16 protein-coding genes, 3 pseudogenes and 1 riboswitch are annotated in these 19,936 nt (G+C 69.9%); of the genes and pseudogenes, 7 read left to right on the top strand and 12 right to left on the bottom strand.

The genetic code is table 11. The features are described 5' to 3' along the window. Nucleotides 1–291: 291 nt before the first annotated feature. Nucleotides 292–1,380: a HoxN/HupN/NixA family nickel/cobalt transporter gene (locus tag ACF08M_RS23785; protein ID WP_392187273.1), complete on the bottom strand. Its 1,089-nt coding sequence runs from the start codon at nucleotides 1,378–1,380 to the stop codon at nucleotides 292–294. Nucleotides 1,381–1,407: 27 nt separating this feature from the next. Next, nucleotides 1,408–1,604: riboswitch (cobalamin riboswitch) on the bottom strand. A gap of 275 nt (nucleotides 1,605–1,879) precedes the next feature. Here ACF08M_RS23785 and ACF08M_RS23780 point away from each other — a divergent pair. Then, nucleotides 1,880–2,944 carry a biotin/lipoate A/B protein ligase family protein gene (locus tag ACF08M_RS23780; RefSeq protein WP_392187280.1) on the top strand — a complete coding sequence of 355 codons (1,065 nt, stop codon included), beginning with the start codon at nucleotides 1,880–1,882 and terminating at the stop codon, nucleotides 2,942–2,944. Nucleotides 2,945–3,024: 80 nt separating this feature from the next. Here ACF08M_RS23780 and ACF08M_RS23775 read toward each other — a convergent pair whose 3' ends face one another. Both ACF08M_RS23775 and ACF08M_RS23770 read right to left on the bottom strand, forming a co-directional pair. Beyond that, nucleotides 3,025–5,598 (bottom strand): SpoIIE family protein phosphatase, encoded by a 2,574-nt coding sequence (locus tag ACF08M_RS23775; RefSeq protein ID WP_392187272.1) that lies wholly within the window; start codon nucleotides 5,596–5,598, stop codon nucleotides 3,025–3,027. A 457-nt stretch (nucleotides 5,599–6,055) separates the two neighbouring features. Then, a complete protein-coding gene (locus ACF08M_RS23770; RefSeq protein ID WP_392187271.1) occupies nucleotides 6,056–7,531 on the bottom strand; it encodes an amidase in 1,476 nt (491 codons plus the stop codon). 188 nt (nucleotides 7,532–7,719) lie between these two features. Here ACF08M_RS23770 and ACF08M_RS23765 point away from each other — a divergent pair, with 188 nt between their 5' ends. Next, nucleotides 7,720–7,872: a hypothetical protein gene (locus ACF08M_RS23765; RefSeq protein ID WP_392187270.1), complete on the top strand. Its 153-nt coding sequence runs from the start codon at nucleotides 7,720–7,722 to the stop codon at nucleotides 7,870–7,872. On the opposite strand, the gene ACF08M_RS23760 is transcribed toward ACF08M_RS23765, so the two are convergent. Next, the gene (locus ACF08M_RS23760) at nucleotides 7,863–8,216 is read right to left on the bottom strand and encodes a hypothetical protein (RefSeq protein WP_392187269.1); all 354 of its coding nucleotides are present in this window, start codon (nucleotides 8,214–8,216) and stop codon (nucleotides 7,863–7,865) included. The two genes, ACF08M_RS23765 and ACF08M_RS23760, sit on opposite strands and share 10 nt — an antisense overlap. Nucleotides 8,217–8,424: 208 nt before the next feature. Between ACF08M_RS23760 and ACF08M_RS23755 the strand changes: the two genes are divergently transcribed. Next, nucleotides 8,425–9,204 (top strand): hypothetical protein, encoded by a 780-nt coding sequence (locus ACF08M_RS23755; RefSeq protein ID WP_392187268.1) that lies wholly within the window; start codon nucleotides 8,425–8,427, stop codon nucleotides 9,202–9,204. Between the two features lie 204 nt (nucleotides 9,205–9,408). On the opposite strand, the gene ACF08M_RS23750 is transcribed toward ACF08M_RS23755, so the two are convergent. From ACF08M_RS23750 to ACF08M_RS23725, 6 genes and pseudogenes are all read right to left on the bottom strand, one after another. Further along, entirely contained in the window at nucleotides 9,409–10,410 is a 1,002-nt protein-coding gene (locus ACF08M_RS23750) for a TIGR03842 family LLM class F420-dependent oxidoreductase (protein ID WP_392187267.1), read from the bottom strand. 11 nt (nucleotides 10,411–10,421) lie between these two features. Further along, nucleotides 10,422–11,357, bottom strand: a pseudogene (locus tag ACF08M_RS23745) (amidohydrolase family protein); the annotation flags it as partial. Continuing rightward, a complete protein-coding gene (locus tag ACF08M_RS23740; protein WP_392187279.1) occupies nucleotides 11,258–11,749 on the bottom strand; it encodes a transposase in 492 nt (163 codons plus the stop codon). The pseudogene ACF08M_RS23745 and the gene ACF08M_RS23740, both read right to left, overlap by 100 nt. 944 nt (nucleotides 11,750–12,693) lie before the next feature. Then, on the bottom strand, nucleotides 12,694–13,629 hold the full coding sequence (locus ACF08M_RS23735; protein ID WP_392187266.1) for a GNAT family N-acetyltransferase: 936 nt from the start codon (nucleotides 13,627–13,629) through the stop codon (nucleotides 12,694–12,696). A 102-nt stretch (nucleotides 13,630–13,731) separates the two neighbouring features. Then, nucleotides 13,732–14,256, bottom strand: a pseudogene (locus tag ACF08M_RS23730) (IS6 family transposase); the annotation flags it as partial. A gap of 310 nt (nucleotides 14,257–14,566) precedes the next feature. Next, entirely contained in the window at nucleotides 14,567–15,490 is a 924-nt protein-coding gene (locus ACF08M_RS23725) for a glutaminase (protein ID WP_392187265.1), read from the bottom strand. Nucleotides 15,491–15,593: 103 nt separating this feature from the next. Here ACF08M_RS23725 and ACF08M_RS23720 point away from each other — a divergent pair, with 103 nt between their 5' ends. From ACF08M_RS23720 to ACF08M_RS23710, 3 genes and pseudogenes are all read left to right on the top strand, one after another. Further along, entirely contained in the window at nucleotides 15,594–15,896 is a 303-nt protein-coding gene (locus ACF08M_RS23720; RefSeq protein ID WP_392187264.1) for a helix-turn-helix domain-containing protein, read from the top strand. Nucleotides 15,897–15,931: 35 nt separating this feature from the next. Then, nucleotides 15,932–16,156: pseudogene (locus tag ACF08M_RS23715) on the top strand (SDR family oxidoreductase); the annotation flags it as partial. 165 nt (nucleotides 16,157–16,321) lie between these two features. After that, nucleotides 16,322–17,308, top strand: a complete 987-nt coding sequence (locus tag ACF08M_RS23710; RefSeq protein WP_392187263.1) for a hypothetical protein — start codon at nucleotides 16,322–16,324, stop codon at nucleotides 17,306–17,308. 219 nt (nucleotides 17,309–17,527) lie between these two features. Here the strand turns inward: ACF08M_RS23710 and ACF08M_RS23705 are convergent, their stop codons facing one another. Next, nucleotides 17,528–18,214, bottom strand: a complete 687-nt coding sequence (locus ACF08M_RS23705) for an XRE family transcriptional regulator (RefSeq protein WP_392187262.1) — start codon at nucleotides 18,212–18,214, stop codon at nucleotides 17,528–17,530. Between the two features lie 83 nt (nucleotides 18,215–18,297). After that, entirely contained in the window at nucleotides 18,298–18,993 is a 696-nt protein-coding gene (locus ACF08M_RS23700; RefSeq protein WP_392187261.1) for a substrate-binding domain-containing protein, read from the bottom strand. A gap of 75 nt (nucleotides 18,994–19,068) precedes the next feature. Here ACF08M_RS23700 and ACF08M_RS23695 point away from each other — a divergent pair, with 75 nt between their 5' ends. Next, on the top strand, nucleotides 19,069–19,836 hold the full coding sequence (locus ACF08M_RS23695) for an IclR family transcriptional regulator (RefSeq protein ID WP_392187260.1): 768 nt from the start codon (nucleotides 19,069–19,071) through the stop codon (nucleotides 19,834–19,836). Nucleotides 19,837–19,936 lie beyond the last annotated feature (100 nt).

Below are 19,936 nucleotides of genomic sequence, written 5' to 3'. Positions count from 1 at the left end.
GACCTCGTCGACTACGGCGTCGTCGGCGACCTCTTCCAGGTCGTGCCCCAGCTCACCGAAGAGGTCAACTCCCGCAAGGGCTGACCCGCCCTCTCCGGCACAGTCCCGGTGGTCCGGGGCCGCGTGGTGTCCACTCACCACCCGGCCCCGGACCGCTTTCCCTCAGCACGTGAGGCGTACGCCACCCACGTCATGCCTCCATGCACAGTCCGCTCCCGGGTGGCCGCGCCCGGATCGCACGAGCGGAACTGCTCCTCGCCGCCGCGCACGAGTCGGACGAAGCACCCGGCGTCAGCCACTGTCGGCGGCGCGGGCCGTCCAGCGTTCCTCGACCTTCGCAATCCTCCAGTACACCAGCGCCGCCGCCCACACCAGCACGAAGAGTCCGACGACGATGTAGCCGACGTTGCCCAGGTCCAGGCCGGATATCCAGCTCGTGACCGAGTCCCGGAGATCCAGCTTGTCGTGCAGTACGGTGACCAGCTCGATCGTGCCGATGAGGAAGGCGACCGCGATCGACAGGCCCGTGATGGCGAGGTTGTAGAAGACCTTGCGTACGGGATTGGAGAAGGCCCACTGGTAGGCGAAGTTCATGAACGTCCCGTCGAGCGTGTCGAACAGACTCATCCCGGCGGCGAACAGCAGGGGCAGGCACAGGATCGCGTACCAGGGCAGACCGGCCGCGGCACCACTGCCCGCCATGACCATCAGGGTGACCTCCGTGGCGGTGTCGAAGCCGAGACCGAAGAGGAATCCGAGCGGATACATCTGGCCGGGCCGGGTGACGGACCGGGTGAACCGGCCCAGGATCCGGTTCATGAACCCTCGCGAGTCCAGGTGCTGCTCCAGCTCGGCCTCGTCGAAACGGCCGGCGCGCATCGCCCTGAACACGCGCAGGATGCCGGCGAGCGCGACCAGGTTCAATGCGGCGATCAGGTAGAGGAAGGACCCGGAGACGGTCGTGCCGACCACACCGAGCACCTGGTGCGCGCCCGAATCCTCGTCGATCAGCACTCCCGCGAGGCGCGCTCCCCCGGCGACCAGTGCCGCCATGGCGATGACCACGCTGGAGTGTCCGAGGGCGAACCAGAAGCCGACCGACACGGGCCGCTTGCCGTCGGCCATCAGTTTGCGGGTCGTGTTGTCGATGGCGGCGATGTGGTCGGCGTCGAAGGCGTGCCGCATGCCGAGCGTGTAGGCGGTGATCCCGAGCCCGACGCCGAACGCTCTGGAACCGACCTGGTAGTGCTCCGGCACGACCAGCAGGAACAGCACACCGAACGCCACCACGTGCAGAGCCGCGATCACCACGAGCAGCCCCGCGGTACGGATGGTGTCCTCGCGCCGCCACGTGAACACAGCGGATTCGGGCAGGGTCATACGGTCACGCTCCAGCACCTCGTGGATGACTTCGTGAGATGCCGTGGCCGGTCTCCTGGCTGACGGGTTCGCTCGTGCCCGCCCCAGCCTTCCCAGCCGCGCGCTGCGGCCAGTGGCGTCAGTGGGACGGACACTCCCCGATCACAGTGGCGAGGGCCGCTCCGGCCTGAGACTTCTGGAGTCTTTCACCGGTCTTCCCGAACACCACGACGCGCCCACTCTAGGTTCCCGCGAACGGCGGCTACAAGTCCCGTGGAGTGCGCGATGGTTCCCCGCGGGTCGTGACCCGCGGCCTCCGGGAGGGGAATGGCCCGGGGAACGAGCACGACCGTGCCGGGGTTGCGTCGCTGTTCGACGAGGGCATGGGCCCGGGCGGCCTCGGCGAGGGGGCTCTCCGCGCACGCCCGCCTCATGACGGCGGATTAAATCGCGTGCCCAGGGCGTTGTAGCTGTTCGGAGCCGGTTCGCGGAAGAGTCGGGCAGACCTGGAGGCATGGCTGTGCACGGTGAGTACAAGGTCCCGGGCGGAAAGCTCGTCGTCGTCGATCTGGACGTCGAGGGCGGGGCGTTGCGCAACGTACGGGTCGCCGGGGACTTCTTCCTGGAACCGGACGAGGCGATTCTCGCGATCGACGCGGCGCTCGAAGGCGCCCCCGCCCACACCGACACCGCCGGGCTCGCCGCCCGGATCGACGCGGCCCTTCCTCCCTCGACCGTGATGCTGGGCCTCAGCTCCGAGGGGGTGGCCGTCGCCGTACGCCGGGCCCTCGCGCACGCCACCGAGTGGAGCGACTACGACTGGCAGCTCATCCACGAGGCCCCGCAGTCCCCCGCACTCCACATGGCCCTCGACGAGGTCATCACGGCGGAGGTCGCCGCCGGCCGGCGCCCGCCGACGCTCCGGGTCTGGGAATGGGACTCGCCCGCCGTCATCATCGGCAGCTTCCAGTCCCTGCGCAACGAGGTCGATCCCGTCGGTACGGACCGCCACGGCGTCACTGTCGTCCGCCGCATCTCGGGAGGCGGCGCCATGTTCGCCGAGCCGAGCAGCACCATCACGTACTCCCTCGCCGTGCCCCAGTCCCTCGTCTCCGGTCTCTCCTTCGCCGACAGCTACGCCTACCTCGACGACTGGGTCCTGGAGGCTCTCGGCGACATGGGCATCAAAGCCTGGTACCAGCCGCTCAACGACATCGCGACCGAGATCGGGAAGATCGCCGGAGCCGCCCAGAAGCGCGTCGTGGGCCCCGACGGCGGGCCCGGCGCCGTGCTGCACCACGTGACGATGTCCTACGACATCGACGCCGACAAGATGCTCGATGTCCTGCGCATCGGCAAGGAGAAGATGTCCGACAAGGGCACCAAGAGCGCCAAGAAGCGCGTCGACCCGCTCCGCCGGCAGACCGGACTTCCGCGCGGAACCGTCATCGACAACATGATCGACTCCTTCCGCAAGCGCCACGGTCTCACCCGCGGCCAGGTCACCCCCGAGGAGCTGGCCCGGGCCGAGGAGCTCGTGCGCACCAAGTTCGGTACGGCCGAGTGGACGGCCCGAGTGCCGTAACCCCTGGGGCCGCACCGCGCCCCGTCCGTGCCCCACGCCCCCGGCAACGGGCGTACCGAGGCTTCACGCCACCGTCGCCTTCACGCCACCGTCGCCGGGAGCTCCTGCTCGGTCCAGATGATCTTTCCCTCGGGCGTGTAGCGGGTACCCCAGCGGCGAGTGAGCTGGGCGACGAGGAAGAGGCCGCGCCCGCCCTCGTCGGTCGTCCTGGCGTGCCGCAGCCGGGGGGAGGTGCTGCTGCCGTCGGAGACCTCGCAGATCAGGACGGACTGGCGCAGCAGCCGCAGCCGGATCGGTCCGGTGGCGTAGCGCACCGCGTTGGTGACCAGTTCGCTGACGATCAGCTCGGTCGTCATCTCCAGTTCCTCCAGGCCCCAGGCCCGCAGCAGGCGCGCGGTGCGGGCCCGGACGCCGGCGACCGCGGCCGGGTCGGGGGGCACGTCCCAGGAGACGACGTGGTCGGCGCTCAGCTCGTGGGTGCGGGCGAGCAGCAGGGCGACGTCGTCGGGCTGGGGTACGGGGAGCAGTTGCTCGACGACCGTCGCGCACAGTGCGTCGAGAGGAAGTCCGCGCTGGGACAGGGCGGCGCCGAGGCGGGACATGCCGAGGTCGATGTCCCGGTCCCTGCCTTCAATGAGGCCGTTGGTGTAGAGGCCGATGAGACTGCCTTCCGGCAGCACGGTCTCGGCGGTCTCGAAGGGCATCCCGCCCAGGCCGAGCGGGGGCCCCGCGGGCAGTTCGGGGAAACTGACGCGCCCGTCCGGGGCGACGACGACGGGGGGCGGGTGGCCGGCGCGTGCCATCGTGCAGAGCTGGGTGACCGGGTCGTAGACCGCGTACAGGCAGGTGGCACCGAGGACGGTCGCGCCGCTGGCCTCGCCGTCGGGTTCTTCGTCGCTCAGGCGGAGCACCAGGTCGTCGAGGTGGGCCAGCAGTTCGTCGGGGGGAAGGTCCATGTCGGCGAGGGTGTGCACCGCGGTGCGGAGCCTGCCCATGCTGGCGGCGGCGCTGATGCCGTGGCCGACGACATCGCCGACCACCAGGGCGACCCGGGCGCCGGAGAGCGGGATCACATCGAACCAGTCGCCCCCGACACCGTCCTTGGCGTCCGCCGGGAGGTATGAGGAGGCCACGTCCAGGGCCATTCCTCCGGGCAGTGTGTGCGGGAGCAGGCTGCGCTGGAGGGTCAGCGCCGCCGCGTGCTCGCGGGTGTAGCGGCGGGCGTTGTCCACGCACACCGCCGCCCGGGCGACCATTTCGCGGGCCGGCAGCACGTCGTCGGGTTCGAAGGGGACCAGGTTCACCGTTCGCACGAAGGTGGTCAAGCCGAGCACCGTGTCCCGGGCCCGCATGGGTACGGCGATGAGGGAGTGGAGACCGAAGTCGCGGATGGTCGCCGCCCTGGCGGGCTGTTCGACCGCCCACAGCCGCCGGACGGACTCGAGGACCGGGATCAGAACGGGTTCGCCGTCGCTGAGGAACCGGACGCCGTGGGGCGGGGGTATGGAGTCCACCAGGTCCCCGACCTGGTAGACCGCCTCCGGGCAGCCCTCCCGCACCGAGCTCATCCCCGCGCGGCGCAGCTTCGGCCGGCCCGACGCGCTGTCGGTACCGGGACCGGCGGCTCCCATACCCGACGGGCCCGAGGCGGAGAGGTCCGGCCCCGCAGGGCCCGAACGGCGAAGGCCCGCGGCGGTGGGGCCCGTGCCCAGGGGCCAGGGGCCGGGCTCCTCCGGGCTGGCGACCGGCTCCAGCAGGTCGACGACGACGAAGTCGGCGAACCGCGGCACCGCGAAGTCGGCCAGCTCCTGAGCCGTGCGCATCACGTCCAGGGTGGAGCCGATGCTGGCGCCGGCGTCGTTGACCAGGGCCAGGCGCTGCTGGGCCTTCCACCGGTCGGTGACGTCCAGAACCATGTAGCAGATGCCGGTGACGGTGTCGCCGCCGTTGGTCAGAGGAAAGAACGAGGTGGAATAGGCGCGCTCACGGTGCGGATCGGCCCAGCTCCAGCCCCGGTACTCGTAGTCGATGACGGGGACCCCGGTGTCCAGCACTCCGCGCATCAGCGTCTCTATGGCGTCGGCCTCCAGTCCCGGGAGCACCTCGCTCATCCGGCGGCCCACCCGCTGTGCCCGCGGGACGCCGCCGATGTGCTCCAGGGTGTCGTTCATCCAGACGTAGCGCAGCTGCGGGTTCATCACCGCCATACCGATCGGTGAGCTGGTCAGGAAGGCGTCGAGCACGGACTGCCCGACCGCCAACTCCGTCCTGCGTTCGCGCCCGGAGACCAGGAAGCACTCCCGGCCGTCCAGGTGGAACGCGGCTGAGACCCGCAGATCCACGGCGACCCGCTGCCCGTCGTGCCGCCGCACATCGGCGACGCCGCTCCAGCCCACGCCCGCGCGGCACCGCTCGGCGATGCCCGCCACCCGTAGCGGGTCCTCGGGCATGGCGAGGAGGAAACCGGCGGACCGCCCGACCACCTCCGCGGCGTGGTATCCGAGCAGATCCTCCGCGCTGTGCGTCCAGCCGATGACCGTTCCGGTCCCGGCGACCACCGCGGTCGCTTCGTTCGCCGTGTCGAAGGAGTGCTGAGGCGTGCTGGGCTGCGACGGTTCGGCTCCGGGCGCCGACTGCGAGCCTGCGGACGCCATACTGGCTCACCACCCATCCACTCCGTTCCGCTCCATGGTCCCGCCTTCGGCGCTCCCGTGCGAATGTCGGTGACCACGGACCGGGCGGGCGGCAGCCACCGCGGTGCGGCGTCAGGATCCGGGGGCCCTGGGTGCGACGCGGCCCGGCCCGTACGCGAGGACGACGAGCTGCGCCCGGTCGCGGACACCCGGTTCGGCCGTGGCCCGGCTGACACGGGTCTTCACGGTGTACGGGCTGACCACCCTGTGTGCGGTGGTCTCCTCGTCGGTGGGACCGCGGGCGGCCGGTGCGCCGGCCTCGCGCTCCCGGCAGCTGAGGTTCTCGAAACCGGACGCGGTGGTCCGGTCGGGTGGTCCGGCGACGAATGCGGCGATCGGACGACATGGCGGCGGCGGGAGCGGGGTGCCGCTCCCATACGAGACCCCGGACGGTGTGCTGATGCGGGCGGGTGGGGGGTCAGCGCCCGCCGCCCGGCCTGACGGAGGGGGCGGGTGCGGGGGGCCGGTGCTCGTACCAGCGGCGGTCGGCCTCCAGCTGGGCGGCGAGGGAGATCAGCCGTTCCTCGCTGCGGGAGGGGCCGAGCAACTGGGCGCCGACGGGCAGCCCGTCGGAGGTGAACCCGGCCGGCACGTTGATGCCGGGCCAGCCCAGTACGTTCCAGGGCCAGGCATACGGGCATGCCTCGGCCATCGTCACATCGGTGCGCCAGGCGCTCAGCCCGTCGAACCTGCCGATCGGGGGCGGGGGCAGGGCCGTCGTCGGGGTGAGCAGTACGTCGTAGCCGGCGCCGGCCCGGGACGTGTGGAAGAACGCGCCGATCCTGCGGTGCTGGCGCACCTCGCGCTCCCTGGCCGCGCGCACCACCCGGCCACCGAGCCGGGTGCCGGTACGCAGGGCACTGCGGGTGCGCGGGTCGAGAAGGGCGGGGTCGGGGTGGCGGGCGGCGAGTTCGGCGATGCCGACGGTGGCGCGCGGGACGAAGCCGAGGCCGATCAGTCCGTAGCGCGGCCTGGCCTCCTCGACGTCGTGGCCGAGGCGGGCGAGGGCCTCGGCCAGTGCGGTGACGGCCCGCCGCACGTCGGGGTGGGGTGCGGAGCCGGTGAGGGTGAGCGGGGGGCGCCAGGCGAGGGCGATGCGCAGTCTGCCCGGATCGCGGCGGGCGGCGGCCGATGCCTCGACGGGCGGCGGGCGATGCGGGTCGTCGGGGTGGGGGCCGGCGACCGCGTCGAGCAACAGGGCCGCGTCGGCGACGGTCCTGGCCAGCGGCCCGTTGACGGTCAGGCCCTGGAAGGCGTCGTTCTGCGGGTGGACGGAGATCCGGCCGCGCTGCGGTTTGATGCCCACGAGATGGGTCCAGGCAGCGGGGATACGGACGGACCCGGCGCCGTCCGAACCGAGCGCGGCGGGTACGAGCCCGGCCGCGACGGCGGCCGCGGAACCGCCGGACGAGCCGCCGGGGGTGTGCGCGGTGTTCCACGGGTTGCGGGTGGCGCCGAAGGCGGGCCCCTCGGTGAACGGCCACTGGCCCAGCTCGCAGGAGTTGGTCTTCCCGACGATCACGGCTCCGGCGGCCCGGAGCCTGCGTACGGCCTCGCTGTCGGCGGTGGCGGCGGGCAGCCGGCCGTCGCAGCCGAAGTAGGTCGGCATCCCGAGGACATCGGTGTCGTCCTTGACGGCGACCGGCACCCCGAGCAGGGGCAGCCGCTCCCCCGCCGCAAGCCTGCGGTCGGCCTCGGCGGCCTCGGCCAGCGCGGCCTCGACGCGCAGATGCCGGAAGGCGTTGAGGGTGCCCTGGCTCCCTTCGATACGGGTCAGGGCCGCGGAGACCTGCTCGGTCGAGGTGGTGCGGCCCTCGACCAGCTCCCGTGCGCTGTCGGCCAGTCCGGCCGGGCCGACCGGTTCGGTGGTTTCGACGGCTTCCGTTGAGGACATGGGCTGCCCGCCTTCCTCGCATCGGCGGGTGCGCGCGCCCGCACCTGTACGCCCGAACGAACTTACCGGAGAGTAACGAGTCGTGGGCGATCCGCTCAACCGTTCGGAGGAGACTGGCCGGAGAGTGTCCGTGCCCCTGGCCGGGTCCACCGGTGGAAGTGAACGGCAAACGTACTGGTGGGGAGTGCGTGAAAGCGGAGTTCGAGGGAGATTTCGAGACGCATCCGACGGTGCGGCGCGTCCCCCGACCGGTACGGGCACCGGAGCGGCCCGTCGGCCGCCGCGCGGCCTACGGCGACGGCTACGGCTACGGCTACGGCTACGGCTACGGCTACGGCTGAACGCTGATCTCGCCGATACCGGTCCCGAGGCCGGCACAGTGCGCGGTGGACTGACCGGACTGTCCCGGGTTGAGCGTGACGTGCTCACCGTCCACGTCCGGCGACCAGCCGCAGACCAGATGTACCCAGAAGGTCTGCGCCGCGCTTCCGTCGTTGCGGCACAGCGCGTAGCCCGTGTAGTCGTCGATCTCATGTTTTCCGGTCTCGCAGGACAGACCGGGCGGTGTCGCCCCCGGCGCCAGAGCGGTGGCGACGGTCGCGGGCATCACGAGCGCCGCGGCCGACCCGGCGACGACGACGCCCCGGAGCACGGTCCCGGACACGCTCCCCATGGACAGCTTCATGTCTTCCTGTTCCTCCTCGTCGGTGACGAACTCGGTGCGTCGGCAACCGTCCCCCGCCGTTCATGACACAAAACGAGGCAGAACATCACCCTGTGTACGCGCGACGGCGGCAGTCCGCCGTCGCGCGACCCCCCACTGCCCGGCGTACGCTCGAAACGATCGGATCGCACACCTGAACAGGCCCGACGGGCCCTTCGAGGGAGGCGCCGTGACCGGCCGACTCATCGGCACCCGGCAGGCCGTCTGGGCGGCGGTCGTGGTGCTGGGACTCACGAGCGGGGGCGTCATCGGCGGCGGTGCGGCGCGGGCGGACAACGGCATCGACAGGCTCTCCGCCCAGCAGATCGCCGACCGCTCCCGGGACGCGCTCCTGAGCGCCCGTTCCCTGCGCCTCAGCGCGCACGGTGACCTCGGCAGGGGCGGCAACCCGTCGATGGCCCTGGACCTCATCCTGGACCGGGACGGCAACTGCACCGGTTCGGTGGACCTGGGCAGGAGCCAGGGGTCGGTCCGGATCGTGAAGCGCGGCGACGACGTCTGGGTCAAGCCGGACGCGAACTTCTGGAAGAGCCAGGTTCCGGACAGCGGCCCGGCCTTCGCCGCGATCCTCAACGGGCGTTACATGAAGGGCTCGGCCGCCGATCCGAGGCTGCGCGACGTGGTGAACGGATGCGATCTGGACACCTTCCGGAACCTGTTCGGCGACCACGCGGACAACGGCCGCGGGACGCTGAACAAGGGCAGGAGGACCACGCTCGACGGGGCTCCGGCGGTACCGGTGACCCGCCTCGGCGACGGCAGGACGCTGACGACGTACGTCGCGGCCACGGGCAAGCCGTATCCGCTGAGGATCACGGTCCGGGGCGGCGGGGCGAACGCGGTCGTGGGCTTCTCAGCCTTCGACGAGCCGGTGCCCACGGCCACGCCGCCGCAGAATCAGACGTACGACATCAACGCGCTGCTGAGCCGTCGGATCTCGCCGTTGTGACGGCGGCGCGGGAGCGCCCGCCGAGCACCTCCGGTCCTGCGGTGGGACCGGTGGAAGGGGCGGTGTGGGTGGGACGGTCGACGTCATGGCGGCTGGACCCTTCGCTCGGGAGCGGTGCCGTGCGAGGCGGGGCGCAGGGCGTACGGACAACCGTGGGGGGACCGACCGGGGGCCAGGTGGTCGAGTGGTCAGGTGGTCGAGTGGTCAGGTGGCCAGGGCGGGGATGATCTGCGAGCCGTAGGCGTCGATCGTCGCCTCGCGCGCGTCGTGCATGTTGTAGACGGCGAACTGGTCGACTCCCAGGTCGCGCAGGGCCCGGAGCTTCTCGATGTGCGCCTCGGCGGGGCCCAGCAGACAGAACCGGTCGACGATGTCGTCCGGCACGAAGGCCGTGTCGGGGTTGTCGGCGCGGCCGTGATGGCTGTAGTCGTAGCCGGACCGTCCGGCGATGTACGCGGTCAGTGCCTCGGGAACGAGTCCGGAGTGCTCGCCGTACCGGGAGACCAGGTCCGCGACGTGGTTGCCGACCATGCCGCCGAACCAGCGGCACTGCTCGCGGGCGTGGCCGAGGTCGTCGCTCACATACGCGGGGGCGGCGACGCAGATGGTCACGGAGTCCGGGTCGCGGCCCGCCTCCGCCGCCGCGTCCCGTACGGCCTTGACCATCCACTCCGTGAGGAACGGGTCGGCGAGCTGGAGGATGAAGCCGTCGGCCTTCTGTCCGGCGAGGGCGAGCGCCTTCGGGCCGTACGCGCCCATCCAGACGGGCAGTCTGCCGTCCCTCACCCAGGGGATCCGGACCGGCTGCCCGTCGACGCTCGCCTCCCGCCCCTCGGCGAGGTCGCGGATGACATCGATGGCTTCGCCGAGGCGGGCGAGGGTGTTGGGCCTGCGTCCGGCGACCCGCATCGCCGAGTCACCGCGCCCGATGCCGCAGACGGTGCGGTTGCCGAACATGTCGTTGAGGGTGGCGAAGGTGGAGGCGGTGACCTCCCAGGTGCGGGTGGACGGGTTGGTGACCATGGGGCCGACGACGAGGCGCTCGGTGTGTTCGAGGATCTGGCTGTAGATGACGAACGGTTCCTGCCAGAGCACCGTCGAGTCGAAGGTCCAGCCGTAGCGGAAGCCGTTGCGTTCGGCGCGGCGCATCAGGCCGACGACGGTCGAGGCGGGCGGGTCGGTCTGGAGGACGAGTCCGAAGTCCATGACGGGTGCTCCTAGTCCAGGTACTGACAGGTGGCGCGCGGGGTGTACATGCCGTGACCGGCCCGGCCGGTGAACTTCCGTCCGTCGATGACGACTTCACCGCGCGAAAGGACGGTTTCGACCTGGCCGGTGATCCGCTTTCCCTCGTACGCCGAGTAGTCGACGTTCATGTGGTGGGTCTCGGCGGAGAGCGTCTGTTCGGCCGCCGGGTCGTAGATGACGACATCGGCGTCGGCGCCCGGGGCGATGGTGCCCTTCTTCGGGTAGAGGCCGAACATCCGGGCCGGGGAGGCGCAGGCGATCTCGATCCTGCGGCGGCGCGAGAGGTGGCCGTCCACGACCGCCTGATGGAGCAGGTCCATCCGGTTCTCCACGCCGGGCATGCCGTTGGGGATCTTCGAGAAGTCCCCGCGGCCCATCTCCTTCTGGCCGGAGAAGCAGAAGGGGCAGTGGTCGGTGGAGACGACCTGGAGTTCGTTGTTCCTGAGGCCGCGCCAGAGTGCTGCCTGGTGTTCCTTGGGACGCAGCGGGGTGGAGCAGACGTATTTCGCGCCCGCGAAGTCCGGCTCGGCGAGGTTGTCGGTGGAGAGGAAGAGATATTGCGGGCAGGTCTCGCCGAAGACCGGCAGTCCTTTGTGGCGGGCGGCGACGGCCTCGTCCGCGGACACGTGCACGATGTACAGCGGGGCCCCGGCAACACGGGCGCGCTGGACGGCGCGGTGGGTGGCCTCGGCCTCCAGCGCCACCTTGTGGACATCGCCGTGGTGGCGCGGATCGGTGCGTCCCTCGGCCAGCGCCTGCTCGACGAGGACGTCGATGGCAATGCCGTTCTCCGCGTGCATCATGATCAGGCCGCCGTTGTGGGAGCCCCGTTGCATGGCGCGCAGGATCTGGCCGTCGTCGCTGCAGAAGACACCGGGATAGGCCATGAACAGCTTGAAACGTGTGCGGGCGCGCCCTCGGACATCGTGACGTCTCCCCCGGCCACACCGCGCTTCGCGGGGCCGCCCGGGCGCGGGTCGAAGGTACCTGTGATGCAAAGGTCCGGTAGACCGTAAAGGGGCGGAACCGGTGTGCCGTCGTAGTCGCCCAGTGCGCATACCGCCCTCTTCCAAGCTCCGGTCTTCAGGTACTCAAGGGCACGCTGGTAGAGGCTCTGTGGGCGCTTCCCTTGAGTGACGTGCTCCGGCAGATCTTTCCACATGAGGCCGTGCCGAACCTTGTACAACGACGCCTCGAACGCGAGTCGCGGGGGAACAATCCTGGACCGCTTCTTGGGTCTTGGGAAGAGGTCCTCCACAGATGCCCACTGCTCATCCGTGAGCGTCGGCGGCACCATGCGCGTGCGCTCCTGGAACCAGGCTTCGAAGGGGCAGCCGGCGTTACGGAGGGCCTCGGTCGGTTCCCGCAGGTGATGGATGTCGTCTGTGCCGACCGCGACCGCGTCGACCCGGGGCAGGCCGTAGGAGGAGCGGAAAGCGGCCTGGACCTTCGTGGCTGGCGTGGGATTCCGCAGGAAGACCCGCGGGGCGAAGCGCTCCCACACCGCCTCGGCCGTACTTCCACCGAAGGGGCTCATGCCCCACACCTGCGACGGACACCACCGCTTGGCCATGGCCTCGGTCACTTCGAGGACGCCGACCCCAACCAGCAGCCCGCCCGGACCATGAGGACATCAGGGCACGGCACGTCGAAGTCCATGAGCGGGCGCGGATCCAGGTCGAGACACCCCAGGAACGGCAGAGTCCCGTGTGCGCAGCGCCGGCCAGGACCGCGCACGCCTGTGCCAGCGTCTCGGCGTCGGGGGACGGGGAAGCCCGGCCGGAGGCGGAAGCCGCCCCGCTACCGGCGACGCCCGATGCCGAAACTGCTGCGCGGCTTCACGGCCGGCGCTTCGGCTGCCGCGCGTTCGGAGGCAGCACCCCTGCGGGGGCTACCCGGGCCGTGCGCGGCACGGCCCTCCCGCGGCTCGCCGCCCAAGGGAGTCAATCCGACCGAACGAAGGGATCAGCGACTCTCCAGCAGCAGGTCCGGGCGCTTCCCCGCTCCGTTCTGCAGTAACTCGACGCCGGGCGAGGCTTCACCCCGTGCCCTGTCGCCGGTCGGAGGACCCAACGCTGCGGGTCTGGCTTCCCGGCCGGAAGGGGACCGTGCTCCTGGTTCCGCTCGACACCGCTGCCCTGTCCGCCCGTCCGCGCCGCAGTCGCGGGCTACCACCTGCGGGTCGGACGGACGGGAGCCAAAGCCGCCTGCTCGGATGGCGACTCAGAAGGTTGGGGGCTTTCAACTCCCGGCGGCGGGCCGGTGCACCCATCCCCGTTCCATGGAGGACAGCTCCTGGAAGCCGTACTCGCTGAGTGCTTCGACCTCCCCTGGGTCGTCCGCCGCAGCGCAGGCAAGCAGCCGGTCGACGCCGGCCAGCCGGAGCCAGCGGGCAACGTGCGCGAGGAGACATCTTTCGACGCCCGTGCCCTTGTAGCGCTCGTTGACGTGAAGGTCGGACAGGTCGGCCAGCCCTCCGTTTCGCGCGTACCGCTCGGGCCGGTCCAGGGACGTGTCCACCTCGACGTACCCGATGATGTTCTCGCCCTGTCGGGCGGAGAACCGGGTTCCGCATTCACCGAGGGTGCGCTGCACGGTAGTGCCCGGGAGCCTCGTTGCGGCCGTCCGTTCCGCGAGGTCGGTCACCTCGGCCATCAGCAGCGTCTCGGTGGGGCCGAGGGGAGCGAATCCGGCCCGCAGGTAGAAGGCCCGGATATGCGCCCATGCAGCCGGGACACCGCAGACTCCCGGTGCCGGGAGCTGCCCCTCGGCATAACGCCGTGCCACGCCCCAGCGCGTCATCTGCGCAAGGCACGCGGTCATCAGGACCTCGGCCGCGGACTCGGAGTCCGGCCAGAAGGAACTCGGCGGCCTGAACACGAACCATTCGATGACGCCGGCGTCACGGTAGTCCTCGCCGGTCGTGGGGCCGGCACCGTAGCGCAGCAGGTGGGCCGCCGCGACGACGTGTCGACGTTGCTCGGCAACGAGTGTGACGCGCTCGACGACCCAGGGGTCGAGGATGAGCTCGTCAGGACGTCGCTGCAGTTGGCTCAGCACCGTGTTCACGGAGACGGAGAGGCCGGGGATGACGGCGGCGACATGGGCGTTGACCAGTTCGGTCAGTTGATCACGGTCGTCGCGGTGGAACAGGCGCACCTTGAGAGATGACGGCATGACAAACCTCTGAGTAAGGAGAGTGTGAGAGGCCGCCAAGAGGTGCGGTACGTTCGAAGAGTAGCAGGTCAAGCACCGGCGAGCTCAGTAGCAGTTTTTAGCGCCACCGACGCTGCGGAAGCCCTTCATCGCGCGCTCGCGCTGCCTGGTGGGCTGGTGTGAGTTTTCCGCCCGGTTGTTCAGTCCTTTGTGGGAGCGATGCCCGACCGAGGGCATCACCTCGCGGTGGGCGGCGCTGTAGGAGCGGAGCTTGTCGGTGACGACCACCCGCGGCACCGTGCCGGTCTCTTTGAGGAGTCTGCGGAAGAAACGCCTGGCCGCGGCCTTGTCGCGGCGGGTCTGGATCAGGATGTCGAACACGTTGCCGTCGACGCCGTCGGCCCGCCACAGGTACTTCACCTCGCCGTTGACCTTGATGAAGACCTCGTCCAAGTGCCATCTGTCGCCGGGCCGAGGACGCCTGCGGCGCAGGCTGTTCGCGTAGGCCTGGCCGAACTTCAGGCACCACCGGCGCACCGTCTCGTAGGAGACGATGACGCCGCGCTCGAGCATCAGCTCCTCGACCTCGCGGAAGGACAGCGGGAGGCGGAAGTACAGCCATACCGCGTGCGCGATCACCTCCACCGGCTACCGGTGGCCCTTGTACGACGGCGACGCGGACGACACGAACGAATCCCTCCCCGGCACGACCAACCCAGAAGATCAACCCACCCGGCCAGTCAACGCGACAGTGCCCTCGGGACTGCTGCGGGAATCTGGACCAGCCAGGCTCCGCAGCACCTGCCAGGAACCGCCGGGCACACTCCGCACGCCCAGACGGCTCCATGAAAACCAGGAAGACAGCTGACGACCACAGTCGGCCACCAGCTGGCTGGGTTCCTCGGGGAACCGGCGACAGTTGATTAGGCGATCACACCAGTACCGAGGCCGGCACCGGTCAGAACACCGACAGCCCCGTCAGTGTGGTGAAGCGGTCCAGGGCCGCGACACCCGCCACCGAGTTGCCGCGTTCGTCCAGGCCGGGGCTCCACACGCACAGGGTGCAGCGGCCAGGTACGACGGCGATGATGCCGCCACCGACGCCGCTCTTGCCGGGCAGGCCCACACGATAGGCGAAGTCGCCAGCGGCATCGTATGTGCCGCAGGTGAGCATGACCGCGTTGACCTGCTTGGCTTCGCTGCGCGTGAGCAGGCGGGAGCCGTCGGAGAGGACCCCGTGGCGGGCCAGGAATCCGGCGGCCAGGGCGAGATCCGCGCAGGATGCTTCGATCGAGCACTGCCGGAAGTACTGGTCCAGGAGAACAGGCACCGGGTTGGTGACGTTGCCGTAGGACGCTATAAAGTGCGCCAGCGCGGCGTTGCGGGCGCCGTGCGCGGACTCGGAAGCGGCGACCTCCTTGTCGAAGGTGAGATCCGTTTTGCCGCTCTCAGCGCGCAAAAACTCACACAGGGTGTTCACCGCGTTCCCGGTCAGGGCCTGCAAGCGGTCGGTGACGACGAGGGCGCCCGCGTTGATGAACGGATTGCGCGGGATGCCATGCTCGTATTCGAGCTGCACCAGGGAGTTGAACGGGTTGCCGGAGGGCTCGCGGCCCACGTGCTCCCACAGGGTTTCGCCCTCTAGGGACAGAGCCAGGGCGAGTGTGAAGGCCTTGGTGATGGACTGTGCGGAGAACGGCACCCGCCAGTCACCGACGCCGTACACCGTCCCGTCCAGCTCCGCGACGGCCATGCCGAAGCGGCGAGGATCAACCGAGGCCAGGGCCGGAATGTAGTCGGCGGGCCGACCCCGGCCCGGCGTGTTCGCGATGTCGGTGGCGATACGGTCCAGGACCGGCTGGAAAGACGAGGACACGGTCACTCCGGGTTCGTGCGGTGGTTCATCGTCCGCAATTGTGCCGGTCGGCCGCGGTGACACGGCGGGCGGTACCCCCGCGCCACGCCGAGATCGCCGAGGTGGTGTGATGGCGATCGTCGTCAACCTGGACGTGCAACTCGCCAAAAGCAACATGTCGGTCGGAGAGTTCGCCGCCGCCGTCGGCATCACCCCCGCCAACATCGCCGTGCTGAAGAACGGGCGCGCCAAGGCGGTGCGGTTCACGACGCTCGACGCGATCTGCCGCACCCTCGGCTGCCAGCCCGGCGACGTACTGCGCTGGGTCCCCGATGACCAGGACGATGCGAGTGACGAGAACGACGGGGACGGCGAGGGCGGCGGAAGAAGCGCTGCGAGCCGCGAGAAGAGCGGCGCCGGACACTTCGGCTGAAACACCCGCCAAAGCCCGTTCCCATGGTTTATTAGGCGTCCAACGGCATCCGCGTGAACGCGGTGACCCCCGGGCCGGTGTGGACGCCGCTCATCCCGGCCACACTGCCCGACACCCGCGAGTTCGGCAAGCAGAGCCCGCTCGGCCGTCCCGCGCAGCCTGCCGAGATGGCACCGGCCTACGTGTTTCTGGCCTCGTCGAACGCCTCCTTCATCACGGGTGAGATCGCGAACGCGACCGGTGGCACCCCACTCCCCTGAACCCGGTACCGGGCGGACGGAGCCGGCGAACCTGGTGCGGGCTTCTCTGATTCCGGCCCGCCATGTTCCGCGACCGGATATGGGCGGCTGGAAATCATCGCATTACCGGACCTGCAGAGTGGGGAGGTTCCGACCGTCATTAACAGAAGGTGATCGGACAGATACATGAGGAAAGCGGACTTCGAGAAGGCCCTGCAAGGGCTTCAGAAGGAGCTGGCCGGACAGCTGGAGGCCCAGCTGAAGCCCGTGACGGACAGGCAGGAAGCGATACACCAGCAGTACCTGAAGATCCTGGAGACCGTCCAGGCAGGCACCTCCGGGCTGTGCGAGGAGAACCGGGAACTGCGCCGCCGTCAGGAACGGCTGATCTCGGACGTCACCGACACACGGCGAGACCTGGCAACGGCCCGCACCGAGCTGGCTCAGGCGCTGCTCGCCGCTCCCCCTCCCGCGCCGCCGGAGAACACCGACGCACCGGCTGCTGAGACCCGCCCCCTGCCTGAAACCGACACGTCTTCCGAATCCGAAGAGGAGCCCATGAACCACAGCGAGCCCGGCCCGGTCCCCCACACCTCCGACATCCGTCCCGCCGGGGTCGGCCCCCAGAACGGAAACGGCCAGGACGTGCTGAAGCAGGCGGCGGCGGCCGCGTACCGCGGCACGGCACCCGCCACGCAGTCCGGTCCGGTGATCCCGCCGCAGGCCCGCCGCCAGGAGCAGTTTGTTGTTGAGGGGCTCGCGCCGGAAGTGCAGCACGGTGTCCGGCTGATGAAGGCGGCCGGTGTCGCCCTGGCGGAGCTCGTGTGCCACCGCGACACGTGGGAGTACCTCACCGGCCTGAGCACCAATCAGACGCACTTCCGTACCCCGCCCAACGTCGACGACATCAAGGATGGACGGGTACGTGTCGCCCTGTCCGGGCGGTCGCTGATCGCGCTCCTGATCGCTCTGTGGGACACCCGGGACAAGGCCGAGTTCCTCACCGCCGACTGGGCCCTGGCGGCCACCGCGTACGACCGGTTCGCCAACGAGCTCGACACCGTCGGCAGGGGAACCCAGCACACGGTGCGCATCACGCTCGACGACGGCGCACCTGTCGCACGGCCCAAACTGGTTGAGGCCAGTGCTGAGACGGGCACACCGGACAAGTGACCGTGGCGGGGCGGTGGTGCCTTCCGCCGCCCCACGCCAGCCAAGCAGAGGCCCGCCTACGAGGAGCGCTGACACGGGCAACCCCGCCGACGCGGCCAGAGCATCTACCGTTGGGTGGCGCACAGCACCCGTCAACAACGGACTGGGCCTGCCATCACAGAGGGCGAGACCAGTACCGCAGACCGCGTAGCGCGCTGCTCCGCCCGGGGGACACCATTGTCAGACCAGGCCTACAACGTCCGTCGCAAGGCTCCGCCACAGGACGAAGGAGAAAATGATGGTGTTCGTCGGGGTCCACGGAGAGTGGGGGCGCATTGACGCCACCATCCCGATGTGAAGGGTCTTCACGCCGTTACGACGTGCGGACGGGTCGCGCAGCTCCAGCAGCCGCACCAGGTGGTCAGCAAGCGCCAGGTGCCGCGGCGGCCCGTAGAGCACCCGGTAGTGGACCAAGTCCGGCTGCTGGGCCATAGCCGTCTCGATCGCCGACAAGTACGCCTTCTCCCGCGACCGGCTTCCGGTGACGACCAGCTGCTCGCGCGCTCCGGCGGCAACGCCGACCACCGCCTCGACCAAGTCGGTCCAACGAGTGAGGACTTTGACCACCACAGCAGTACCGGAGGTCTCAAGCACGCTGGTGGCCGCGCCGTCCTGATGGGCGAACAGCGCCTCCGGGCGCTCCCGGTATAACCGGCACAGACCGGCCCGATTCCGTTTGCCCGTACGCCGCCGGCCGGATTCCCACGCGCTCATCAGGCTCGCGTCCGTCGCTCCGCCGGTGATTGCGTCAAGTGCGTCGGATGCTTCCTCCAGCGTCATGTTCAGTGCAAGTCGGGCCCGCTTGAGCGCCGAGTCCGTACTGCTGGTCGCGGCCACGGACACCGCCCCGTTCCCATCCAGCGACATGTCCCCGCAGTCCCTCCCGGCGCCTTGGAATCACACGCACCAGACCGCGTCCGCTACCCGATCGAAGGTCACCCGACAGGCTCTCAGTGTCCGGACGCCCGCATGCCCCTGGCTTGGGCGGTCCTCGACGCCGCGTCGGAGCGCAGGAGGTCGAGGACTTCGAGGGCACGGCTCGGCTGGGATGCGGAGGCCAGCACTCCTGCGCTGAATGTCGAACTGATGGCGGTGTCACCTGGCAGCGGGCCGACGATGGCAACGCCCGGCAGAGCCATCAGCTCGCTGTGCTGCTGGAAGCCCAGATCGGCCTGGCCGGATGACAGCAGACTGCCGACCGAAACCCCCGGTGGTGCCTGGACCAGCCGGTCGGAAAGCTCGTCGGCAAGACCCAGTCGGCTGATCAGATCGATCAAGGCCGTCCCGCTGGGACCGGTTGAGTAGGCGATCTTCTTTGCGGACCTCAGAACAGCCCGCAGGTCGGATTCCGAGCCGATCACTGGAACCGGTGATCCCTCTGGCACGGCAGCAATAACCTGGGAGATCCACAGCGGTCGCGCCGTGCCCGCCAGGAGGTACCCGTCCTTCTCCAGCGTGGCCAGCGCTCCGTCGGCGAGCACGAGCAGGTCGGCCTCGGCGCCCTCGCGCACCCGCCGGGCGATCTCGACCCCGCCGCCGGCCTCGAAACGCACGGGAAGCCCGTGCGCGAGCCGGATGTGTTCGGACAGCTCGGCCAGTATCGGCCGCGTCGCCATCGAGGACAGTCCAGAGATCTCTCGGTCCACGTCGCCTCCTTGGTGTCCGGCAGATGGTACGGCGCTCGATCGGGGAGCTCAACGCCGGTCTGCGAGACTGACCGCGTGAGCACAACCCGGAGCACGGCAGCTGGAAAAGTCCTCGAGGTTCTCTCGGTCTTCGACCGAGAGAACCCGTCGCAGACTCTGTCCGAGATCGCACAGCGCACGGGCCTGGCCTTGAGCACGACGCACCGGGTGGTCGCGGAGCTGGCGGAATGGGGAGCGCTGGAACGCGGGGAGGGCGGGTCCTGGCATGTTGGACTGCGGCTCTGGGAGATTGCTTCAGGCTGCCCCCGTACCCAGATTCTGCGTGATGTGGCTCTGCCGTTCATGCAGGATCTTTACGAGGCGACCCACGAGAACGTCCAACTCGCGGTACGCGAGGGCACGGAGCTCGTGTTCATCGAGCGGATCGCCGGGCACCGGTCGGTAGAGCTGCTGACGATGGTCGGGTCGCGGTTCCCCGTCGGTTCCACAGGGATGGGGCGGGTGCTGCTCGCGCACGCGCCGTTGGAGATTCAGGAGGAGGTCCTCGAATCGCCACTGCGGGCCTGGACTCCGCACACCGTCACTGATCCGAAGACGCTGCGCACGCAGCTGGACCGTATCCGCCGTGAGCAGGTCTTCGTCAGCGACCGGCAGCTCTCGCAGAGCACGGTTGCGGTGGCCGCACCGGTGAGGATCGGCCGGACTGGGCCCGTCAGCGCCGCCTTGGGGATCGTGATCGCGGCGCGCAGCGCGGACCGTGCCCGGGGTCTGCGTGAGCCGCTGCTGCGGGCTGCGTACGGGATCTCCGACGAACTCGGACGGCGTACCCGTACTACGGCCTGACATTCATGCGGGCTTCCGCCTGACGGAAACACCGGCGACCAGCTACGGTCCCGGGTGCCAACGTTCGGGGTGTTCGGAACGTTCGCAGTTGCTCAGGAGA

The organism is Streptomyces sp. NPDC015032, assembly GCF_043080425.1.
In the GTDB taxonomy this organism is placed as follows: domain Bacteria; phylum Actinomycetota; class Actinomycetes; order Streptomycetales; family Streptomycetaceae; genus Streptomyces.
This window is presented reverse-complemented; position numbering and strand designations above follow the sequence as displayed.

Coding starts and splice junctions, on each gene's coding strand:
- ACF08M_RS23775 (WP_392187272.1), bottom strand. CDS start 5,598: ATGGCGTCCGCAGGCTCGCAGTCGGCGCCCGGAGCCGAACCGTCGCAG.
- ACF08M_RS23760 (WP_392187269.1), bottom strand. CDS start 8,216: ATGAAGCTGTCCATGGGGAGCGTGTCCGGGACCGTGCTCCGGGGCGTC.
- ACF08M_RS23720 (WP_392187264.1), top strand. CDS start 15,594: ATGGCGATCGTCGTCAACCTGGACGTGCAACTCGCCAAAAGCAACATG.
- ACF08M_RS23750 (WP_392187267.1), bottom strand. CDS start 10,410: ATGGACTTCGGACTCGTCCTCCAGACCGACCCGCCCGCCTCGACCGTC.
- ACF08M_RS23740 (WP_392187279.1), bottom strand. CDS start 11,749: ATGGTGCCGCCGACGCTCACGGATGAGCAGTGGGCATCTGTGGAGGAC.
- ACF08M_RS23705 (WP_392187262.1), bottom strand. CDS start 18,214: ATGTCGCTGGATGGGAACGGGGCGGTGTCCGTGGCCGCGACCAGCAGT.
- ACF08M_RS23770 (WP_392187271.1), bottom strand. CDS start 7,531: ATGTCCTCAACGGAAGCCGTCGAAACCACCGAACCGGTCGGCCCGGCC.
- ACF08M_RS23710 (WP_392187263.1), top strand. CDS start 16,322: ATGAGGAAAGCGGACTTCGAGAAGGCCCTGCAAGGGCTTCAGAAGGAG.
- ACF08M_RS23735 (WP_392187266.1), bottom strand. CDS start 13,629: ATGCCGTCATCTCTCAAGGTGCGCCTGTTCCACCGCGACGACCGTGAT.
- ACF08M_RS23785 (WP_392187273.1), bottom strand. CDS start 1,380: ATGACCCTGCCCGAATCCGCTGTGTTCACGTGGCGGCGCGAGGACACC.